Source organism: Actinomycetota bacterium (assembly GCA_013152275.1).
Lineage (GTDB): Bacteria > Actinomycetota > Acidimicrobiia > Spongiisociales > UBA4744 > BMS3Bbin01.
On sequence record JAADGS010000028.1, the window covers coordinates 1 to 21,569 of the forward strand.

The 21,569-nt window shown below is 63.2% G+C and carries 22 protein-coding genes; 14 read left to right on the forward strand and 8 right to left on the reverse strand.

The annotated features are described in order from the left end of the window. Positions 1-167 precede the first annotated feature (167 nt). From GXP34_04780 to ptsP, 11 genes are all read left to right on the forward strand, one after another. A complete protein-coding gene (locus tag GXP34_04780) occupies positions 168-998 on the forward strand; it encodes an SDR family NAD(P)-dependent oxidoreductase (GenBank protein NOY55284.1) in 831 nt (276 codons plus the stop codon). A gap of 433 nt (positions 999-1,431) precedes the next feature. Beyond that, positions 1,432-2,409 carry a sugar-binding transcriptional regulator gene (locus tag GXP34_04785; GenBank protein NOY55285.1) on the forward strand — a complete coding sequence of 326 codons (978 nt, stop codon included), beginning with the start codon at positions 1,432-1,434 and terminating at the stop codon, positions 2,407-2,409. After that, complete coding sequence (locus GXP34_04790) at positions 2,409-2,846, forward strand: hypothetical protein (protein ID NOY55286.1); 438 nt, start codon at positions 2,409-2,411, stop codon at positions 2,844-2,846. Before GXP34_04785 ends, GXP34_04790 begins: the two co-directional genes overlap by 1 nt. 79 nt (positions 2,847-2,925) lie before the next feature. Next, on the forward strand, positions 2,926-3,471 hold the full coding sequence (locus tag GXP34_04795; GenBank protein ID NOY55287.1) for a PTS sorbitol transporter subunit IIC: 546 nt from the start codon (positions 2,926-2,928) through the stop codon (positions 3,469-3,471). A gap of 16 nt (positions 3,472-3,487) precedes the next feature. Continuing rightward, positions 3,488-4,018: a PTS glucitol/sorbitol transporter subunit IIB gene (locus GXP34_04800; GenBank protein NOY55288.1), complete on the forward strand. Its 531-nt coding sequence runs from the start codon at positions 3,488-3,490 to the stop codon at positions 4,016-4,018. Positions 4,019-4,041: 23 nt separating this feature from the next. Next, positions 4,042-4,590 carry a hypothetical protein gene (locus GXP34_04805; protein NOY55289.1) on the forward strand — a complete coding sequence of 183 codons (549 nt, stop codon included), beginning with the start codon at positions 4,042-4,044 and terminating at the stop codon, positions 4,588-4,590. A 92-nt stretch (positions 4,591-4,682) separates the two neighbouring features. Beyond that, complete coding sequence (locus tag GXP34_04810; GenBank protein ID NOY55290.1) at positions 4,683-5,057, forward strand: PTS glucitol/sorbitol transporter subunit IIA; 375 nt, start codon at positions 4,683-4,685, stop codon at positions 5,055-5,057. Beyond that, the gene (locus GXP34_04815; protein ID NOY55291.1) at positions 5,057-6,346 is read left to right on the forward strand and encodes an NAD(P)-dependent oxidoreductase; all 1,290 of its coding nucleotides are present in this window, start codon (positions 5,057-5,059) and stop codon (positions 6,344-6,346) included. The genes GXP34_04810 and GXP34_04815 overlap by 1 nt, the downstream gene beginning before the upstream one ends. Positions 6,347-6,375: 29 nt before the next feature. Further along, positions 6,376-6,942: a hypothetical protein gene (locus GXP34_04820; GenBank protein ID NOY55292.1), complete on the forward strand. Its 567-nt coding sequence runs from the start codon at positions 6,376-6,378 to the stop codon at positions 6,940-6,942. 4 nt (positions 6,943-6,946) lie between these two features. Beyond that, the gene (locus GXP34_04825) at positions 6,947-7,219 is read left to right on the forward strand and encodes an HPr family phosphocarrier protein (GenBank protein ID NOY55293.1); all 273 of its coding nucleotides are present in this window, start codon (positions 6,947-6,949) and stop codon (positions 7,217-7,219) included. Next, positions 7,216-8,913 carry a phosphoenolpyruvate--protein phosphotransferase gene (gene ptsP / locus GXP34_04830; protein ID NOY55294.1) on the forward strand — a complete coding sequence of 566 codons (1,698 nt, stop codon included), beginning with the start codon at positions 7,216-7,218 and terminating at the stop codon, positions 8,911-8,913. The genes GXP34_04825 and ptsP overlap by 4 nt, the downstream gene beginning before the upstream one ends. Before the next feature lie 8 nt (positions 8,914-8,921). On the opposite strand, the gene GXP34_04835 is transcribed toward ptsP, so the two are convergent. From GXP34_04835 to GXP34_04855, 5 genes are read right to left on the reverse strand one after another with little or no spacing between them, the layout of a single operon-like run. Further along, positions 8,922-10,094 (reverse strand): 2-oxo acid dehydrogenase subunit E2, encoded by a 1,173-nt coding sequence (locus GXP34_04835; GenBank protein NOY55295.1) that lies wholly within the window; start codon positions 10,092-10,094, stop codon positions 8,922-8,924. Beyond that, complete coding sequence (locus tag GXP34_04840) at positions 10,091-11,083, reverse strand: alpha-ketoacid dehydrogenase subunit beta (GenBank protein NOY55296.1); 993 nt, start codon at positions 11,081-11,083, stop codon at positions 10,091-10,093. The genes GXP34_04835 and GXP34_04840 overlap by 4 nt, the downstream gene beginning before the upstream one ends. After that, positions 11,076-12,056 carry a thiamine pyrophosphate-dependent dehydrogenase E1 component subunit alpha gene (locus tag GXP34_04845; GenBank protein NOY55297.1) on the reverse strand — a complete coding sequence of 327 codons (981 nt, stop codon included), beginning with the start codon at positions 12,054-12,056 and terminating at the stop codon, positions 11,076-11,078. Before GXP34_04845 ends, GXP34_04840 begins: the two co-directional genes overlap by 8 nt. Beyond that, entirely contained in the window at positions 12,053-12,997 is a 945-nt protein-coding gene (locus tag GXP34_04850) for a sugar-binding transcriptional regulator (GenBank protein NOY55298.1), read from the reverse strand. Before GXP34_04850 ends, GXP34_04845 begins: the two co-directional genes overlap by 4 nt. A gap of 25 nt (positions 12,998-13,022) precedes the next feature. After that, positions 13,023-13,745: a 2-C-methyl-D-erythritol 4-phosphate cytidylyltransferase gene (locus GXP34_04855; GenBank protein NOY55299.1), complete on the reverse strand. Its 723-nt coding sequence runs from the start codon at positions 13,743-13,745 to the stop codon at positions 13,023-13,025. 63 nt (positions 13,746-13,808) lie between these two features. Between GXP34_04855 and GXP34_04860 the strand changes: the two genes are divergently transcribed. Together GXP34_04860 and GXP34_04865 are read left to right on the forward strand one after the other, a co-directional pair. Further along, a complete protein-coding gene (locus GXP34_04860; protein ID NOY55300.1) occupies positions 13,809-14,342 on the forward strand; it encodes a hypothetical protein in 534 nt (177 codons plus the stop codon). After that, complete coding sequence (locus tag GXP34_04865; GenBank protein NOY55301.1) at positions 14,339-16,063, forward strand: hypothetical protein; 1,725 nt, start codon at positions 14,339-14,341, stop codon at positions 16,061-16,063. The genes GXP34_04860 and GXP34_04865 overlap by 4 nt, the downstream gene beginning before the upstream one ends. Here GXP34_04865 and GXP34_04870 read toward each other — a convergent pair. Then, the gene (locus GXP34_04870) at positions 16,038-17,099 is read right to left on the reverse strand and encodes a phosphotransferase family protein (protein ID NOY55302.1); all 1,062 of its coding nucleotides are present in this window, start codon (positions 17,097-17,099) and stop codon (positions 16,038-16,040) included. The genes GXP34_04865 and GXP34_04870 overlap by 26 nt on opposite strands. After that, complete coding sequence (locus tag GXP34_04875; protein ID NOY55303.1) at positions 17,096-18,295, reverse strand: acyl-CoA dehydrogenase; 1,200 nt, start codon at positions 18,293-18,295, stop codon at positions 17,096-17,098. Before GXP34_04875 ends, GXP34_04870 begins: the two co-directional genes overlap by 4 nt. A gap of 110 nt (positions 18,296-18,405) precedes the next feature. Here GXP34_04875 and GXP34_04880 point away from each other — a divergent pair, with 110 nt between their 5' ends. Beyond that, positions 18,406-20,373, forward strand: a complete 1,968-nt coding sequence (locus tag GXP34_04880) for a hypothetical protein (GenBank protein NOY55304.1) — start codon at positions 18,406-18,408, stop codon at positions 20,371-20,373. Here GXP34_04880 and GXP34_04885 read toward each other — a convergent pair whose 3' ends face one another. Then, positions 20,374-21,543, reverse strand: coding sequence for an MFS transporter (locus GXP34_04885; GenBank protein NOY55305.1), 1,170 nt, complete (start codon positions 21,541-21,543; stop codon positions 20,374-20,376). It abuts the gene before it with no gap. Positions 21,544-21,569 lie beyond the last annotated feature (26 nt).

Consider the following 21,569-nt stretch of genomic DNA (forward strand, 5'->3'; position numbering starts at 1 on the left):
TCCGACACGACGCCGGATGGACCTACCAGCCCCTCCCCGACGGCGACCACCACTGGACCACCAAACTCGGCCACACCTACACCACCAGCGGTGCGCCGCCCTGACCGCCGTCACCCGCCCCAGGATCCCGATACTGTTCGAGGTAGGCTCCTCCTAAAAGGGACACGATGCACGATGTAGCCGGGAAAGTGGCGGTGATCACGGGTGCGGCTGGGGGCATCGGACTGGGCATGGCACGCGCTTTCGCCGACTCCGACATGCGGCTCGTGCTTGCCGACATCGACGTGAATCGGCTCATGGATGCCGTCGACGGACTCGAGAGCGCAGGGGCTGCCGTGCTTGGCGTACCGACCGATGTCACGGACCGGCCGTCGGTAGATGCCCTGGCGACCACTGCCATGGAACGATATGGAGCGGTCCACCTGCTGTGCAACAACGCAGGCGGGCCACTTCCGAAGTCTGTGATGGACGTGACGGCCGACGACTGGGAGCGCGTGCTGAGCGTCAATCTGTTCGGTGTGATCAACGGGATCCATGCGTTCTTGCCGATCATGGAAGCTCAGGGCGAAGGACACATCAATGCCACGTCCTCGCTGAGCGGCCTCGTCGCGTTTCCCCCGGTAGTGACGTACAACGTTGCCAAGTCGGGCGTCATCGCCGTGATGGAGACCCTCGCACGCGAGCTACGTGAGGCCGGTTCGCCGATCGGAGTGTCGGTATCGTGTCCCGCTTCGGTGGCGACACACATCGTGGAGAACATGATGAGCAACGCCCGCAGGACCGGGTACGAACCATCGCTCGACGAACTGACGGCAGCCGAACAGGCACAGGCCGGGCTGCTCGGAGGAGGCATGGATCCCGACGAGGTCGGTCGCATCGTGCTGGACGGCGTACGGCAGGGGCGCTTCTGGATCTTCAGTCACCCCGAACTCATCGACGGCCCTATTCGCAAGAGGTTCGAGGCGATGGTCGCCGACGGGAGTCTTCCGGACTTCTAGGCTCCTCCCTCGATCACGCTGCCGGGCGAACGCGATCTTCTTGGCGGCGTACCGATCCCCACCCTTGCCCGAGCGATATGCAGACCCATGGCCATGTTCTCGTTGTCCATCGCCGCATCGATGGGAATCTCCGGCGACGACCCGATACCACCGACCCACCGTGACGATGGCCGGTCACCGCTCCTTGTCGACCGGCAGGTGTTCCGTCCGACATCTCCACCACGCCAATCACTCGTAACACACCACTATCTTGCCTTGTTGAGCTTGGGCCCGGTCACCGAGGTCGAAACTGTCCAGCTGACTGCGACACGGCACATAGGTGCATAATCAATGCACATATGTGCATGCACCCGTTGACGCGCCCGTGAGTACAGGCATACAGTCTCTGCAAGTGATCTACTCACGCTGACTGCGGGTATCTGGGAGGGTATTCATGCCTGCGAGCGAGGAACGGCTCGAGTTGTTGGGCCAGATTGTCGTCTGGTATTACGAAGAGAATCTCGACCAGCGCGAGATCGCTCTTCGCATCGGAAAGTCGCGGTCGATGGTCTCCCGTCTGTTGCATGAGGCCCGGGATGCCGGATTGGTTCAAATCCGGGTCAAGTTCCCGTTGCGCTCATGTCCAGATCTGGAAGAGCGACTCGTGGAACGTTTCGGGTTGATGGAAGCTCGAGTACTCGATAACCGTGGTCTTGTGTACGAAACACTTCTCGCTCGCGTAGGCCGTCTGGCCGCACGGTCTCTGCAAGGTCATCTCCACTCCGACATGCGTATTTCCGTCGGTTGGGGAGCCTCCCTTTTCCATGTCGTGAGAGCGATGCCGGAGATACAACTTCGGGGAGTCTCGGCCGTGCAGATGATGGGCTCTATCGGCCAAGGCGACCCGGCCATCGACGGTTCCGGCATCGTCAGGCTGCTTGCCGAGAAGCTGAATGGTGACTATCACTTCCTGGCGACTCCTCTTCTCGTGGACCAGGAGGAAACCGCCCAATCACTCCTCTCTCAGCGGGCGATCAGCCACACATTGGACCTTGCCCGAAGAAGTGACGTGGCCATCACGGGTATCGGATCAGTCGGTCAGATTCCGGGTATTGTCCGTGCCGGATACTTCGACCAGGCGACGATCACCGAGCTGCAAGAACGCGGCATCGTGGGAGATCTGTTGGGGTTCTTGTTCGATGATCAGGGACGCCCTGCCGATCTGCCTCAGAACCGGCGAGTCGTGGCCATGCCGCTGGAAGACCTCACGTCCATACCGTTTGTCATGGGGGTCGCTGCCGGGAAAGGGAAGGCGACTGCGATCCTCGCGGTACTCAGAGGGGGGTATCTCAACGGCCTCGTTACCGATTCCACCGCTGCCGAGGCGATCCTCCATATCGACGCAAACAAGAGTGTCAGCGAGGTGGCTTGATGTTCGAATCCAAGACGATCGCCCTACTCGTCGTTCTCGTGGTTGCCTGGCTCATCCAGCTCGGTCTCTCCACTTGGCAAATGCATCGATTCCATTCACGTGCACTGTCTCTACGCCGCCTCGGAAGCGCCATGTCCATCGGCATGGCAGGCTCGAATTGGAAACGCAAGACCTATGTCGTCGTGGTCATCGATCAGTCCGACGTAGTCATTGCTTCAGAACGCCTCGCCGGTTTCACCATCTTCGCCGGTTTGAAGCCCGTTTCAAACGTCATCGGCCTCCGGCTCGATGATCTTGGCATCGGAACTCCCCCTGCCGGAGTGAGCGAAAAGACCTGGAGAGCATTCGAACAGGCGGCCGGCTTTCTGCAGAGGGCAAGAGACAAGCGCTCCAGATCGATGGAATCGAGGGTGGACGGATCCGAGGAGGATGGCTGAATGACATAGCGCGCACGTGAGACCGGTTATCGCAGCGGACCGAAAGTAAACAGACGCTGTCAGTCTGAGAGGAGAGACAATGCAATTACTAGCAAGTTGGGCTGAAGCTTTCATCGGTGTCTTCAAGCAAGGTGCCGATGTCTTCTCCGGTCTGCTGGTCGGAATCGTCCCACTGCTCATCGTGCTGCTTACCGGCGTGAACGCGTTGATTGCGCTCATCGGGCCGGAACGCGTGAACAAGTTCGGTGAATGGGCAGCTCGCGAGGGGATCATCTACTACCCGATCAGGTATGTGGTCTGGCCCGTGCTCTCGGTGTTCTTCCTTACGAACCCGATGGCATACACCAACGGCCAGTTCCTCCCGGAGAAGTACAAGCCGGCGTTCTATGACGCTGCGGTGTCGTATGTGCATCCCCCGCTGGGGATCTTCCCGCACATCAACCCGGGAGAGCTCTTCGTTTGGCTCGGCATTGCGACCGGCATCGAGGCCCTTGGGTTGAATGTCACGGACCTTGCCGTCCGCTACTTGCTCACCGGACTCCTGGTCATTCAGATCCGGGGAATCGTAACCGAGCGGATCACTGCCTTCCTGTGGAAGCGCAGCGGCCTGATCCCAGCCGCCTGATCGAGGAGGATTGAATATGCAAGATTTCTTGACTCGACTTGGCAAGGGAACCGGCTTGGTGGTCGGAGCCCTGTTTCAGGCAGGACGTGATGCCGTAGACATCGTGTTGAAGACCGTGATTCCGTTCATGGCATTCATCGCCTTCGTCATCGGCATCATCCTCGCAACAGGCGTCGGAGACTGGCTGGCCAACGGCCTCAAAGGCTTGGCCAGCAACGTGATTGGACTCCTCATCCTTTCGGTGATCATCGGTTTTCCGCTGCTTTCACCGCTGCTGGGACCTGGAGCAGTCATAGCGCAGATCATCGGTACACTTATCGGTGTTGAGATCGGCCGAGGGAACATCTCGCCAACCATGGCGCTGACGGCCTTGTGGGCCATCAATCCCCAGGTTGGGTGTGACTTCATCCCGGTGGGTCTCGCGCTCGGAGAAGCAGAACCAGAGACGGTAGAGATCGGGGTACCGGCAGTGCTGTTCTCCCGGATGATCACGGGCCCGATAGCCGTGGTGATCGGGTGGGCAGCCAGTATCGGAATGTACGCCTGATCGAGAGAGGAGGCGTTGTCCGAATGGGTTTTCTGAAACGGCTCAAGAAGTCCCCCAAAGAAGCTGCTGAAACAACGGAGGATGCGACTCGACCCGAGGCCGAAGAGATACCGGCCGCGGACGCAGAGTCCGCTCCAGACGAGGCCGGCGAGACCGTCGAGGTCTCCGCCGAGCCTGCGCAGCCTTCGCCTCCTCCCGGAGGGTATCGGAAGGTGCACGTCGGACGCGGTATGAAAGGATGGGGCACAGGACTGGTCATCCAGCCCGAGCCGGGAAGGGATCTGATCTACTCCGTGACCGGAGGAGGAATCCACCCAGTCGCGCAGCGCATCGCAGACCTCACCGGCGGGAGACCATTCGACGGCTTCAAGTCGAAAGCGGGCTTCAACGAGATTGCAGTCGCTGTCATCGACTGCGGTGGAACGGCTCGCATCGGTGTCTACCCCATGAAAGGTGTGCTGACCGTCGACGTGCACGGGGCGAGTCCCTCGGGTCCGTTGGCGCGGTTCATCACCGAGGAGAACTTCGTCTCGGGGGTTTCTGTCGATGACATCTCCTTGATCGAGGACTGAGGAACGTCCGACACGATGGGATCCGGTCGACCACCGGATCCCATCCCACTCTCGATGGGCCTGGCCTACGGCCGGGTTGGGTGACTAATGCCATGACCACCGTCAAATACGAAGCCGCCGTGATCAGCGTAGGGGAAATGGCTGACGCGTTCGCCGCAGAAGGCATCCTGGTGTTCTTCGGCGAAGAGGCGCCTGAAGAACTCCACGAGTTCGCCATTCTCATCGATCACGACACGCTGCATGCCCCGGTCGAGGCCGGTGACATCCTCCAGATTGGCACAGAGCCGTACCCGGTGCTCTGTGTGGGAGACGTCGCAAACGAGAACCTGGCCGCCCTGGGACATCTCGTCGTCAAGTTCAACGGGCGCACCGAGCCCGAACTCCCCGGAGACGTGAGCGTCCCCGAAGTTCCGGCACCGAACGTAACGCCAGGCACCGTTGTGCGAATTCTCAAAGGAGAGCATTGATGCTGTTACCGCTACTGAAGTCGCGCGACGAGCGCGGGGAGATCGTGCGCATCGGTCTTGCAGGCGCCGGCCAGATGGGTGAAGGCCTGGTCAGTCAGATGGAGACCATCTACGGCATGCGTGTGGTCGTCGTGGCCGACGTCGTACCCGGCCGTGCCACGGAAGTCTTCCTTTCCGCCGGTGTGGACGGAGCAGACATCATCGAGACCGAGGATCCCGACAAGGCTGCAGATGCCGTGCGTGCCGGCAAGCGTGTTGCCACCACCAGAACCCACCTCGCCGCAACGACCGAGCCGCTGGATGTGGTCGTCGAAGCGACAGGAATCCCAGATGTCGGCGCCCGTGTCGCCTATCACGCGATTCTGGCGGGCAAGCACGTCATGCAGATGAATGTCGAGACCGATGCCACCGTCGGCTACATTCTTCGCAAGATGGCCAATGCTGCCGGCATCGTCTACACGCTGACCGGAGGTGATGAGCCGGGCGCCACGATGGAGCTCTACGACTTCGCCACCAGTCTCGGATTCAAGGTCGTCGCCGCCGGCAAAGGAAAGAACAATCCGCTCGACCGCACGGCGAACCCCGATTCCATGGCCGAGACGGCACGGGACCGCAAGATGAATCCGAAGATGCTCGCCTCCTTCGTCGACGGCACCAAGACGATGGTGGAGATGACATCGCTGGCCAACGGCATCCAATTCATACCCGACGTACGGGGAATGCACGGACCCCATGTGACACAAGACACGCTGGCCCAAACGTACGTTCCTCGAGAGGCCGGAGGCATCGAGTCACACGAAGGGGTGGTCGACTTCGGCCTGGGGATCGCCCCCGGCGTGTTCGTGACATTCACGACGGACCATCCAAAACTGATACGTGATCTTCAATACCTGTCGATGGGTCCTGGACCGTACTGGGCGCTCTATCGCCCATACCATCTGACGAGCCTGGAGACACCCGTGTGGATCGCCCGAGCTGCAATCATGGGCGAAACGACTCTCGCTACCGATGCTCCTCCAACGGCCGAGGCCATCACGGTGGCCAAGAGGCCTCTGGAAGCCGGTGAAACCATCGATGGTCTCGGCGGCTTCACCGTCTACGGACTGATAGAACGCGCCGATACCGCACGCCGGCAGCACCTTCTCCCTCTGGGTTTGGCACCGGGATCGAAAGTTCTGCGAGATATCGAAATGGGCGAAACCCTCACCTATGACGATGTCGCGCTGGACGAGTCGCTCACCGTCGTCAACCTGAGAAGGCTCCAGGATCTCGAAACGGCCGAGCACTGAAGCCCATGGGAGGGCTACTCCGGCGAATCATGCGCCGCTCGGTCGATCGCGCCGTCCAGATGCAACCGCGGCGCGTCGATCGTATCCGTAACGACCTCCTCTACGCCGCCCCCTCGGAACGTGACCTGGTCGCGGAGATTCGTCGCGCCGGTGAACGTCTCCTGGCAGCCGGATTGGCTCCCCCGACGCTGGGAGCGCTCGCCGTCCGTCGATCCGCCAAGTCGGCCACGCGAACCGCGGTTGGTACCGACCTTGGCTGCATCGACAATCGAGCACTGGACACGGTTCCGATCAATGATTCTGAGCCGCTGGTGACTGCCCTTGCATCCCACGAGGCGGCAGCATGGGGAGTGCCGCCCATGTTGCTGACCCTCGCCGAGAGTGGTCGTGTGCCGGACGCTGTCGTGGATTCCATGAGCGAAGCTGCAGGTTCCATCCGATTGGGTGTGGCGACAGGACCCTTTCCAGAAGGTGTCACCGTGATCCGAGGGATTGGCGTAGTGGCCGCCGGGCGCGATCTGGACGATGCGGTCACACGGCTCGAAGCCGCCGAGATTCTGGCCACGATCACCGTGCATATGACCGACAGGAGTTGAACAGATGGTTGAGACGACGGTCACCGTGAGACATGAAGTCGGACTGCACGCACGTCCGGCTGCGATATTTGTCAAGACCGCCCAAGGATTCGACAGCTCCATCACGCTCACGAATCTCACTCGTGGGAGTGACCCGGTTGATGCAAAGAGCATCATCGCCGTGTTCAAGATCGCGATAGCGAAGGACCATGAGGTTCGCATCCAGGCGGACGGACCCGACGAAGAGGCGGCTCTGCAATCACTCAAAGGACTCATCGAAAGTAACTTCGGAGAATGAACCGCATCATGCACGGTGTCCCGGCGGCCGGTGGTATCGCCATCGGACCGGCGTTCGTATATCGACCGGAGATGCCCGAGATTCCAGAAGGCCCCGTCGACGACATCCCCGCAGAGCAGGCGCGTCTGCTCGCCGCAATCGCAGCCGTCGATCGGCGCCTCGGTGAGCTCGAGGCAATCACCGCCGGCCAGGCCGGAGACACTGCCGCCGAGATATTCGAGGTGCATCGAATGTTCTTGGCAGACCCGGCGATCTCTGCCAAGGCGGCCGACATGATCGCCACCGAGGCGGCCACCGCCGAGGCTGCAGTGGTCGCGGTCACGGGAGCACTTGCCGACGAGTTCGCCTCCATCGGTGACGACTACTTTGCCCAGCGGGCGATCGACGTGCGAGACATCGGACAGCAACTCGTGCGCGAGCTGATGGGGCTGGGCGCCGGAGGATTGTCGGAAGTCACCGTGCCGTCGGTTGTCATCGCCGACGATCTGACACCGTCGGACACCATGTCACTTCCGGAGGGAACGGCGTTGGCTTTCTGCACCAAGGAAGGGAGCGCCACCTCCCATGCGGCGATTCTGGCCCGGTCGATGGGGATCCCGGCGATCGTCGGGCTCACGAACCTCGACGTTTCCACCGGTACGACGGTCGGGGTGGATGGTGATGCCGGTCTTCTCTACATCGACCCCGACCCGGAACAACTCGCCGCTCTGCGCAAGAAGCGTGGACAACAAGTCCGACTCCTCACGGTCGCTGCCGAACGCGCCTCAGAACCGGCGGTCACCACGGATGGGCATCGCCAGGAGGTCGTGGCCAATATCGGTAGCGTCACAGACGCCGAACGCGCCGAGCGGTCGGGAGCCGAGGGTGTGGGGCTGCTTCGAACAGAGTTCCTGTTCCTCGATCGGGGAACCCTCCCCACCGAAGATGAGCAATACGAGGCCTATCGGTCGATTCTCGAGATCTTTGGCGACCGTCCCGTCGTGGTGAGGACTCTCGACGTGGGCGGCGACAAGCAGGTGCCCGGCATCGATCTCGAGAACGAGCTGAACCCGTTTCTCGGCAGACGCGGGATCCGCCTGACCCTGGCAGAGCCCGACCTCTTCCAGACACAACTTCGAGCCCTCCTGCGCGCCGGAGTCCACGGCAATCTCAAGATCATGTTCCCGATGGTGGCCACCCTGGCCGAAGTCGAAGCGGCACGAGCAGCAGTCGACACGGCAGCGGCCACGCTCGACGGCCGCGGTGCGGAGCGGACGGCCTCCTTCGAAGTCGGAATCATGATCGAAGTACCTTCGGCGGCACTCATCGCCGGTGCACTTGCACCACGGCTGGATTTCTTCTCGATCGGAACGAATGATCTGACCCAATACACATTGGCGGTCGATCGGACGAACCCAACGGTCGCGACCATCGGCGACCCGCTCCATCCCGCAGTTCTGCGCCTGATCCAGATGGTCGTCGAAGCCGCCCACACGCACGGAAAGTGGGTTGGAATGTGTGGAGAGATGGCAGGAGATCCCCTGGCGGTCCCGGTACTGCTGGGTCTCGGCATCGACGAGTGGTCCATGAACCCACCATCGATCAGCATCGTGAAGGATCGCATCAGGTCATGGTCCACGGACGCTGCCAGAAAGGTCGCCGACCGCTGCCTTCGGGCATCCTCGACCGCAGAGGTGAGAGACATCTTGACCTGACTGAAGGATCAGCCTTCGAGATGTCGAGCGAACGTCTCGAGGAACCTCGCCCCGTCGGCTCCGTCGGCCACCCTATGGTCCACCGTGAGTCCGACCTCACAGGTGAGCGCCGCCTTCACTCCACCATCCGCCGTTGCCACCGGCCGCATCCGAATGCTCCCCACCGACAGGATCGCAGCCTGCGGTGGGAAGACCAGAGCGGCGAATACATCGACCCCGAGACCGCCGAGGTTCGAGAGGGTGATCGAAGGCTGCGCCATGTCTTCCTGGCTGGGCGAACCGATCCGGGCCCGCTCGAGAGTCGAGCGCACGATACGATCTGCCTCGTCCGGATCGACGAGGTCGGGATCCGATACCGCTGCGACGATCAGTCCCACGTTCGGTCGGTCGATCGCCACTCCGATCCGAACCGTGTCGAACGGCACGGGTTCTCGCTGCCGGTCGTCCCACCGGCTGTTCACCTCGGGATGCTCTCGCAGCGCGCCGGCGAGCGCCCTCACGAGTTCGGTCGTCCAACTGCGACCGCCTTTGTGCGCTGCGGCGCGATCGAGAACGATCGTTCGGTACAGCGTGAACTGAGGGATCGCCGCGGACCTGCCCATGATCTCGGCGGTGGCTCGACGCACCGAGAGCTTCCTCGCGGTATCGACCGGCATCGCCGAACTCTGGGACGGAGCAGGAGTCTGCTCAGGGACACGATCGGCATGCTCTCCAGGGCGAGCCTCGCGTCGCCGAACGAACGCCTCCACGTCGGCCGAAGTCACTTGACCACGTGCCCCCGTGGGCTCGACCTCGGCCAGATCGACACCCAGCCGGCGGGCGAGTAGTCGCGCCGGTGGCGCTGCCGGCACGATGCCGTGTGAAGCCTCTGCGGACGCAGGTGGTGACGGCTCGCGCTCGGTCAGCTCCAATCCGGCGAGCAGGTCGCCGGTCTCGGACGCAATCGTGGCGATGGTGGCGCCCAGCGGAACCACCGTGCCGGGCTCGACCAGCAACTCGACCACCGTGCCTTCGTACGGGGACACCAGCTCCATGTCGACCTTGTCCGTCGCCACGTCGGCGATCGGCCGACCTTCCGACACGTGATCACCGGGTGCGACGAACCACTCGAGGATGGTCGCCTGTTCCATCGTCGCGGTCATGGCAGGCAGGCGAATCTCGAGGATGTTCTCGCCGGTCATGCGTTCATCAGCTCCTTGGCAGACCGCTCGATATCATCTACCTGAGGAATCGTTGCCCGTTCCAGCTCCTTGGCATACGGCATCGGATTGTCTCTTCCGCACACACGCCGTACCGGAGCGAGGAGGTAGTCGAGCGCGTCGGATTCGACCACTCCTGCAACGACTTCGGCACCGACGCCCACTGCGGTCGGCGCCTCGTGGCCGACGAGGAGTCTCCCCGTCTTCCTCACCGACCCACGGACGGTTTCGATGTCGAGTGGCCGCACCGTCCGCAGATCGACGACTTCCGCGTCGATGCCCGCATCGGCAAGTCTCTTCGCCGCCTCCAGCGCCTTGACCGTCATGATCGAATACGCGGCGATCGTCAGATCGGTGCCATGACGAACGACCTTGGCTTCGCCGATTCGCGCGGGCGTGTCGGCAATACGGGCTCTCGATTCGAAAGGACCTTCGGTCTTGTACAGGAGCTTGTGCTCGACGAACACCACCGGATTCGGATCCAACACCGATGCCAGCAACAGGTCGTGTGCGTCTTGCGGAGTGGCGGGCAGCACGACCTTCAGCCCCGGCACATGCGCGAACCAGGCCTCGAGACTCTGGCTGTGTTGAGCGGCTCCGGTCCCGCCACCCCCGGCCGCTCGCACGACCATCGGGACATCGACGTGTCCTCCGTACATGAAGTGCAGCTTCGCCGCCTGATTCACGAGGGGATCCATTGCGTTCACGATGAAATCGAAGAACTGCACTTCCACCACGGGTCTCAGCCCGGTGATGGCGGCGCCGACCCCCAGTCCGACGATGACCTCCTCGGAGATCGGTGTATCCCGAACTCGGTCCTCCCCGAACTCCTGGACGAGTCCGTCGGTGATGCCGAATGCCCCGCCGTAGATGCCGATGTCTTCACCGGCGAGGAATACTCGGGGGTCCTCCGTCAGCAGCAGCCGGAGCGCTGCTCCGACGGCCTTCGCGTACGAACTCGTCTCAGGCATACGTGGCTCCCTCCAAGTCGTCTACGAGCGCGGGTGGTGCCTTGTAGGCAGCCGCCACCGCCGCTCGTATTCGCTCACGAGCCGCCGCCTGTACGGCGGCGATGTCCCCGTCTCCGAGCCAGGCGAGTGAGCGAAGACGCTGCTCATAGAGCATGAGCGGATCTTTCGTGGTGCGCCATTCGTCGATCTCCTGCTGTGTCCTGTAGAGATTGCGATCCGACTTCGAGTGGCCCCTGTAGCGGTAGGTGACGAATTCCAACAGACTCGGCCCTTCGCCCGATCGGGCACGCTCCACGGCCTCTTTCGAGTGTTCGAACACCGCGACCACGTCGTTGCCGTCCACCTGGACGCCAGGCATGCCGTAGGCGGATGCGCGGTTCGCCACCGACCCTCCGGCCGTCGACTTCTCCTGGGCCATGGACATCCCGTACTGATTGTTCTCGCAGGCGAACACGACGGGAAGTGACCAGATCGATGCAAGATTGAGCGCCTCGTGGAACGCACCTTCGTTCGCGGCACCGTCTCCGAAGAAACAGGCGACGACCTTTCCGGTCTCCTGCAATCGCTGCGAGAGAGCTGCACCCGTGGCGATGGTCATCGATCCGGCGACGATTCCGTTGGCGCCGAGGTTTCCGCTGTCCACATCCGCGATGTGCATCGATCCGCCTCGGCCCCGGCAGTATCCCGTATCTTTCATCAGGAGTTCGGCCAGCATCCGCTCGGGGTCTGCCCCGTGGGCGAGGGCGTGGCCATGACCTCGGTGTGTCGAGGTGATGAAGTCACCCTCGTCGAGAGCGTCACAGACCCCCACCGCCACGGCCTCCTGGCCGATCGTGAGATGCATCGTGCCGTGCAAGAGCCCTCTCGAGAAGAGCTCTTCGACCGCTTCTTCGAAGATGCGTATCGACCACATTCCCTTGAGTACATCGGCCGCCTGGGCGGCATCGGTTGGATCCATTCTTGCCATACTCATTCCCTCACATACCTGCGGGCCGCCTCACCGTGGAGTGCCGCTGCCGCAGCCGATTGATCACATACGAGGACATCGAGAAGCCCACCGGTCAAGGACGCGGCGATCGCCTGGCCCTTTGCCACTCCGGCGGCGACACCGACGACACAGGGAATCGCCCGCAGCTGATCGAGACTCAACGCGACGACCCGACGGCTGAGCGGTCCCTGGAGCTCCTCTCCACCCTGATCGATGAGCCGGGCGCAGATCACCGCCTCCGGTTTCATCGACCCCTGATAGCCGGCCGCGATGGCTCGTTCCGCGAAACCTTCTCCAGGTATGCCGATACCGACCAGCGCGATACTTGCGGAGCGGGCGAACTCGAGCTCGGTTCGTATCCTGGGGTCGGAAAGGAGCTCCTCGGCGACCGCCTCGTCCTCGACGAGGGCGGGTGCGTGCAAGAAGCGATGGCGGCCACCCAACGCCTCGGCCAGCATCCGAACGAGTTCGTGGCCCGACGCGGCCGGTGCCATGGTCAGATCCCCACCGACTTGCACAACCTCGATGTCCCGAGGCTCCTCCACCGCAACGTTGCGGACGGTCGCCTCGACGCTGCGCCCCCAACCGATGGCGACCCGATCGCCATCGCCGACGTGTCCCACGAGCCACTCGGCGGCAAGATGCCCCACCGAAGCGAGCGTGTCGCCACCAGCAACCAGCACTATCGCCTCACGTATCCCGAAGCGTTCAACGAGCTCCTGCTCCAAGGCTCCGTGACGTCGCAGTGGATGATCTATCACGAACCGGATCACACCTTCGCGACGCGCGGCATCGAGCAACCGGGACACGTTGGATCGACTCGTGCCCAGATGGTGGGCGATTCGGTCCTGCGACCAGCCCTCTATGTAGTAGCGCTCCGCGGCCTCGGCGAGACGACCGCGACGACTTATCGACTCAGAAATCACAACTGTGACATGGTATCACAATTGCTCAGCCGTCGGTATTCCAGCTTCCGCCGTGCCAGTCGTAGGCAAGGTCCTCGGCGACGAAGATATCCTCGACGAACGTGACCTTGATGTTCCGGGGATCGCCCGGAACGTAGCGAATGGGAAGATCGCTGAAACGCTCGACGGTCTCCGCGGTGTCGACACCCTCGAATCCGGCCCTCTCTGCCCGCCGATAGGCGTGAAGGAGCGGCAGCGCGTGGAAACCCTGGGGTGTTTGCACCTTCCGAAGATCTCCCTCGGCGAGGGACACGATAATCCCGTCCTTCGTCTGATAGAGGGGCTCTTCGGGGACGTAGCCCGGAATCGCCCCGCCGTCGCGACGTGCACGTGCGATGACGAGTTCGAGGAGCTTGGTGGACATGAACGGCCTCGCCCCGTCATGGATGACGACACAATCGATCTCGCCCGATTCGATCCGATCCGCCAGAGCCGCAAGACCCTCGTATTCACTCGCCTGGCGAGTTGGGCCTCCCTCCACGATCATCGTCGGTGTTCCCGCCTCGTTCTGTTGCACGAGTAGTTCCGCCTGTTCACGATCCACCTCGCGAATCACGAGGACGATGACATCCACCGCGTCGGAGCGGCCCATCGTGTCGAGCGAATAGGCCAGCATCGGACGACCCCGAATGGGCAGATACACCTTGTTGATGTCGATCCTTGCCCTGGAACCCGACCCTCCGGCAAGGAGAATGGCGGCAGTCGTCATGTGCGTGCATCCGGCACTAGCAGAGAGGTATCCGACGAAACACGCTCTACACTAGTTGGCTCCATGCGATTTCCACCTGTCACAAGCCCACACATGCTCCGCCCCTTCGGCTCCCGCCAACTCGGATTGTGGGGCGATCGGGAGCACGTCGTCGTCTTTGCCGTCATGGGCGGCCGCTTCGCCGGACCTACGCTCCAAGTGCACGCACCCACACTCCTGCAACGCCTGGAGCAGCTGTCGCCCGATATCGACACCCTCGTGTTCGTGGACGAACCGTTCCCGGACAGTGCGATGGTCGAGAGAATCGACGACATGCTCGAACAGTTTGCATCTCAGCAGGTCGACGCACTCGCGGCCTACGTGGCTGCCACCGAAGCCATAAAGCGGGTGCATGGGGATCAGGTCCTCCACGGCGTCGACCGTTCCACACTGATCGCGGTGAAGGGGCCCGAGATCATCTCCCGAGAGGCGCTGGTTCGTGCAGTGGACATCATGGACTCCCGACCGTGGACCTGCCCGTTGCTTCTCGTGGCGCGCTCCGGGGGGCGCGTGGCGCGATATCAGGGTCCGATCATGAAGGACGAGAACGCGCGTTGAGCGCTCCCCCGTCGACGTTCCGATTCGCCGTCATCGCCGACTCGCACATCCGTCGACACGACGGCGGCGGGTACCCCTCCGACGGCGCCATGCTGGAGCGCAACCGATTCGTTGTCGATCTGATCAATCGACTCGGGCCTTCGTTCGTCATCCACCTCGGAGATATCGTCCATCCTCTTCCGGTCGAAGCCGGGCACGAAGCCGCGGTGCGCCTCGCCGCCGATCTCTACCAGGGCATCGAGGTTCCCCTGCATCACCTGCCCGGCAACCACGATGTCGGGGACAAGCCGAATCCGCAGGTCGCGGTGCCGCCGGTAGACGACGCCGCCTACGACGTTTTCGAACGGCACTGGGGGCCTGCCTACAGGTCGTTCGACCACGACGGCTGCCACTTCGTGCTCATCGACACTCCCATCCTCAACTCGGGGCTCGAGAGAGAGCGTCGGCAGCGCCGCTGGATAGAGAACGACCTTGCCGCAGCGGCGGGACGGCGTATCTTCCTGTTCAGTCACTATCCGCCGTTCATCCGCGACCGAAACGAGGCCGAGAACTACGACAATCTTGCAGAGCCGGCAAGATCCTGGCTCATCGACCTTGTCGAACGGCACTCCGTCGAAGCATGGTTCTCCGGGCATGTCCACAACTTCCTGTACAACCGTCACCGCTGCGACTTCTACGCTCTCCCGTCTACGGGCTTCGTGCGACCGGACTACTCGGAACTGGCGGCGATCCCACCCGAGGCAGAAGCAGGACGCGACGATCGCGCGAAGCTGGGATTCTTCATCGTCGACGTCACCTCGGACGGACACGTCGTCCGGCCGGTTCGCACCTACGGATGCACAACGACCGATCGCCTTCCGGTACCGGCCGAAACGTCGGCGGCGTCGGACTGGACCTGTCCGGTCGGGGTCACGCTCCGCCACGACTGGATGGCCACGGTCGGTTTGCCGACCGATGGGCTCGACCCGTTCGTGCGAAAGATGGTCCGCAACGACTACCCCCTGCTCGCCCTCCAGGAGTCGAGGATCACCGATGTTCGTGTTCCGGCGGAGGACATCATGTCCGCCGATCGGCGTCGACGCCTCACCGATCTCGGCCGGCTGGGGTTGCGTTTCACCGTCTTCTCGGTGGGACCACCCGACGCTGCGATCGTGAGCGCCATCGACGAGAGCACACCTGCCGTCGTCCGCTGGGAGATCATCATCCAACCGGACCGGATCGAACCCGTGCTCTCGAACCTCGGCCGATCTCCGGTTCCCAGGGCCCTCGCCCCCATCGTCCCCATCGGATCAGGCGGTATCCAACACTTCGTCACACACGGGTTCGATCCGCGGGCCGACGATCTCCTTTCCCGTTCCGTGGACGCAGGGGCCGCAGAGTTGTTCGAGGAGTTCGTCTACCGGGTCGCGCCCGGTCACCCCGTCGAGAAAGCCGCCTCCCTGGCGATCCGGTCCGCTCGAGCGATCGGCATCGGAGCATCGATGATCATCGAGATGCCTCGCGGCGGCGAGGCCGATGTGTTCGACGACGATGAGCAGATCGCGCATCGGGCCATTGAAGCGTCGGCCGCACGTCTACGGCATCCCGACATCCCGATGTTCCTCGACGGCTTCATGGATCACGACCGTGGCTACTACCGCCGTCACGGTCTCATCGACCGCCGATGCAACCCCCGACCGGCGCTGCACGCGCTGATCAACTTCGCGAGATCTCCCCGCTGACAATCGCCTGCTGCGCGACGTCACCGAGCATGCGCGCCCCCGCCCCGAACGAGGCGAACCGCTCGTCGTGCGTGAACCCTTGGTGGTACCGGTAGTAGATCTGCTGGGCGATCACCGCCAGCTTGAACAGCCCGAACACGTAGTAGAACACCAGGTCGTCGATATCGATACCCGTGAGCCCGGCGTAGCGTTGCGCGATCTCGACACGAGTGCGGCTCCCCGGCGCCGCCGTCGGCCCTCCCGCGATGTCCATCAGCGCGCGAGGATCGCCCGGCTCGGCCCAATACGCGAGACTGGAACCCAGATCCATGAGTGGATCGCCGAGCGTTGCCATCTCCCAATCGAGCACCGCGCGCACCCGGCCCAGATCGTCAGGATCGAGAACCAGGTTGTCGAGTTTGAAATCGTTGTGAATGAGCGCGGTACCCGTCTCGACCGGCCGGTTCTTCGCGAGCCACGAGATCGTCCGGTCGATCGACGCCACAGGTTCGATCATCGCATCATGCCAGCGGCGAGACCAGCCATCGACCTGACGTTCGACGTAACCGTCGGGATGACCAAGTGTCTCGAGCCCCGCTCCGACGACATCGATGCCGTGGATCTGTACGAACGTCTCCACAAACGCATCGCAGACACGGCCCATCGTCGAAGCGTCCGGGGGCGGAGTCCCACCACGAAGGATGACGCCGTCCACCCGCTCCATCAGATAGAAGGGCACTCCGAGGATCGAAGGGTCCTCGCAGAAGGCGATCGGCTCCGGCACTTTCGGCCAGACCGGTTGCAGATGGGTGAGGATTCGGTACTCACGGCTCATGTCATGACCGGACTTGACGTGCGCTCCCAGCGGAGGACGACGCAGGACCAGTTCGCGATCCCCGATGCCGAGCAGGTACGTCAGGTTCGAGTGACCCGACGGGAACTGGGACACCTCGATCGGTCCGCCCAGTTCGGGGAGCCGAGAAGCCAGCCAGTGCTGCAACGAATCGACGTCGATCTCTTCTCCGGCACGTACGGGACGCGCCTCCTGCGCCTTCATCGATCCCGATACCCGTACTTCGCCAGTTCCGTGCGGGCAACGACGTTGCGGTGCACCTCGTCGACACCGTCGTAGATGCGAGCGGCCCGCTCATGTCGATACCAGTAGGCGATCGGCGTGTAGTCGGTCATACCCATCCCGCCGAGCATCTGCAGGGCCTTGTCGAGAACCCTGCCGAGCGTGTTGGCGACGTAGAACTTGATCGCCGAAACCTCGGTGCGAGCTCCACGGATCCCCTCCCGTTCGATCTTCGCCGCCGCATCGAGCACCAGCAGTCGGGATGCGTTCACCTCCACCCTGCTGTCCGCGATCCAGTGCTGGACGACCTGGCGTGACGCGAGCGGCCTGCCCGGGGCAAGTTCCCGATCGACCGCGTGCCGGCACATGATCTCGATGGCCCGCTCGCAGACACCGATCCATCGCATGCAATGGTGGATGCGCCCGGGCCCGAGGCGCTCCTGTGCCAAAATGAATCCCGAGCCTTCGGGGCCGATCCGATTCTCCACGGGCACCCTGCAATCGGTGAACGCCACCTCAGCGTGACTCGCCCATCCCGATCCGGTCTCCCCCATCACCGATGTCTTGCGCACCAGTTCGAACCCGGGAGTATCGGTGGGCACGATGATCATGCTCGCCCTCCGATGGCGTTCAGACGCCTGCGGGTTCGTCACGGCCATCACGATCGTGAACGCGGCCCCCTCGGCCGAAGACGTGAACCACTTGTCACCATTGATCACGTAGTCGTCCCCGTCTCTCGTCGCTGTCGTCGCCAGCCACGTGGGATTCGATCCCGCACGGCCCGGTTCCGTCATCGAGAAGCACGACCGGATCTCTCCGTCGATCAACGGGTACAGCCATTGCTGCTTCTGTGCCGCGCTTCCATGCCCCAGCAGCAGCTCCATGTTTCCGACATCGGGAGCCTGGGCGTTGAATACGAAATGCCCGAGTGGCGTCCGGCCGAGTTGCTCGCTCACCTGTGCGAACTCGACGAGCGACAGGCCCGGACCGCCGACCTGCTCCGGCAGATGAGGAACCCACAGACCCATCTCCTTCACTTGGCGACGGAGTTCCCGCAGTTTCGGAGAGACGCCGGCAAAGCCTCCTGCAAGGAACTCGGATTCGATCGGAACGACCTCCCGATCGATGAAGCTGCGCACGACGTCGAGTACTGCACCGAGTTCGGTCGAAGTTGTCATGGCCGTCAGTCTCACACAGGCATCGGAGCGACGCAATCACCGTGGACCGCAGGTTCCGGGAACCCGGCAGCCGCCTCGGGTCGTCCAAGCCACGAACGAACGGAGGGACCATGCGCCGACTCACCATCCTGCTCACTGCACTTGCAGTCTTGACGTCCGCCTGTGCCGAGGTCGGCACCGTGGGAGGCACGACGACAGCTCCAACCACTCCCGGTGTGTTCGGTGCCGCACTGCACAGCTTCGATCAGTGTGAAGATCTGCTCGATTACTACATCGAAGAGGCGATGCCGCTCGTCGGACCGTACGGTCTGCCGGGGTATGGGTCATATGGTCCCGCCTTCCTCGAAGAAGACGTAGTCCGCGCTGCTCCGGGCCGGCGCGCAACGCCTTCGACGACCCAGGCGTCCGCTGCAAAGGACTACTCGGGAACGAATGTCCAGGTGGCAGGTGTCGACGAGGCGGACATCGTCAAGACCGACGGCAATCGTATCTTCGCTCTGGTGAACGGCTCCCTGCAGATCGCGATTCCACGGAACGACGGGGTCGAGATCGCCGGAAGCCTCGAGCTTCGTGACTGGTGGCCGGACCAGATGCTGCTCTTCGGCGACACCGTGCTCCTGATCGGCCAGGACCGGCAGGGTGGAGCGCGACCCCTCGCGCCCGAGATGGGCATCGCGGCGCCACCATCGGCCGTGACCCGTCTGGCCCAGGTGGACGTGTCCGATCCGTACCGTCCCAAGCTCGTCCAGACCCTCTGGCTGGACGGCGGATACGTCTCGTCCCGCCTCGTGGGCTCCCGGGCAACCGTCGCGATCACCTCATCGCCGGTCGGCTTCGACTGGGCGTATCCGGAAGGATCCGGGCTTCGATCCGAACGGCTCGCGACTACCAAGAACCGCCAGATCGTCCGAGATTCGAAACTCGACAACTGGCTCCCCTACTACGTCCTCGAGAGCGGCGGCCGCACCACGGAAGGCAGGCTGCTCGACTGCTCGTCGGTGATGGTGCCCAACGAGTTCTCCGGTCTGAACACGCTGTCGATACTGACGTTCGATCTCGAGAACGGAATCGGCTCCTGGGATGACGCCGGTGTCGTCGCGTCGGGAAGCACGCTGTATGCGACGGCCGAGCGCGTCTACGTGGCAACGCAGCCATGGATGAACTGGGGGCTGCTCGCGCAAGATGAGATCCGCAACGAAGCGAAGCGGTATCACAGCCGGATCCACGTGTTCGACACATCGGGAAGTCCGCGCTACGTCGCCAGCGGTGAAGTGACCGGGTTTCTCTTGAACCAGTTCTCGATGGACGAGTACGACGGATCGCTGCGGGTGGCGAGTACGACCGCCCCGCAAGGCTGGTGGTGGTCCGACGAGTCCGAAAGCCTCGTGACGATCCTGCAACTGGAGGGCAACCGGCTCGCCGAAGTGGGCAGAATCGACGGTCTTGGACGCGGTGAGCGCATCTTCGGAGTCCGTTTCATCGACGACACCGGATATGTCGTGACGTTCCGTCAGACCGACCCCCTCTACACGATCGACCTGTCGAATCCGAGACGACCGAAGGTCGCCGGTGAGCTCGAGCTCCTCGGGTACTCCGCGTACCTGCACCCCGCCGGTGACGGTCTGCTGCTCGGACTCGGCCAGGACGCCGACAAGACCGGAAGGACGAAGGGCACCAAACTCTCGATGTTCGACGTCTCGGATCCTGCACATCCTGTCAAGATCGACCAGGTGACGATGGACGGCGGCTACTCGCAGGCCGAGAACGACCATCACGCGTTCACGTTCTGGAACGGACTCGTGCTCATGCCGTACGAAGGTTGGGGACGTGACGGCTCCTCGTACGACAGCGGCATTCTCGCCGTGCGTGTGAACGGCCGGAAGCTCACCTTCGAGAAGATCTTGCGTGCCTTCGAGGACGGGCCCGTCACCGGAAACGACATGGACCGGCTCGAGCCGTGGCGCTGGGCGCCCATTCGGACGATGGTGATCGGACCGAACATCTACACGATCACCCAGGGTGGGATCGCCGTGCACGACTTCGACACGCTCGACCGAGTCACGTTCGAGCGGTTCTGATCAGGCCGGTCGGTGCTCCGACGGCCGGACCAGGAACCAGAGGGTGACGAGCGCAAGAAGCTCGGCTGCCAGGACAAAGGCCATGACGGCGACCGTGGAGATCTCGTACAGGCGGCCCATCAGCACGGCCCCGACGAGCAGCGCGATGCCGTACACGGCGGTGAACGCACCGTATGCGGTGGCACGGCGTTCCGGTCGGGAGAGATTCGCCACCGCAGCGCGCATGCTCGACTCCGCCACGCCCATCGCTGCACCCCACGCCAGACCACCGACCCAGATGAGCGACAGATCGACACCGAAGACCATGGCGGCGACTCCGAATCCGACCGGCGCCCCGACGAGTGCGACGAGCCCCCAACGGTCGTACGATCTGCCCGCGATGAGCGCCGCACCTGCATCCACCGCCATCGCGGCGGAGAACAGCAGCGGCACCTGCACATCGGACAGGACTCCGCTGGTCGTCAGATGAAAGGCGATGAGCGGAAACGGTGCGAGTCCGAGGCCGGTGAATGCTGCGAATGCGAGGTATCGACGCAACGGCCTGTCGATATGATCGGGCGTCAGAGACGTTTCCGCCGCCGGTGGTTCTCCCACACGCCGGCGCACCCACAGCAGCACGACGCCCACGAAGACCGCCGGAACCGCGAGGATCGAGAATGCGAATCGGTAGTCGCCACCCTTCACGCTCAGCGCGGCGGCGAGGAGCAGTGGACCCAGAACGGCGCCGGTCTGATCGAGCGCCTCGTGCAGACCGAACCCCCAACCGTGACCGAGCGGCTCGGTGGCCACCGACAGCAGCGTATCGCGTGCAGGGGTGCGCACCGCCTTCCCCAGTCGTTCTGCGACAACCAACGCCAGGGCGAGATCCACACGGCCCACCCAACCCAGAAGCGGTACCGCGACCATCGTGAGGCCGTACCCGCCGATCGTCAGCGCCCATCGCCGACCCGTACGATCCGCGACGACGCCGGCAACCGCCCGCAGGCCGTACCCCACGAACTCCCCGAGGCCGGATATCAGCGCAACGGTGGCGGCGGTGGCTCCCAGCGTCGCCAGAAAAGGCCCGAGGACACTTCGCGCACCCTCGTAGACGACGTCGGCAAGCAGAGAGACCACTCCGAATGCGAGGACGATTCGGAGCGCACGCGACCGAACTTGAGCATCGTCCATTCCAGGCGACCTTACTCCGGGTGCCG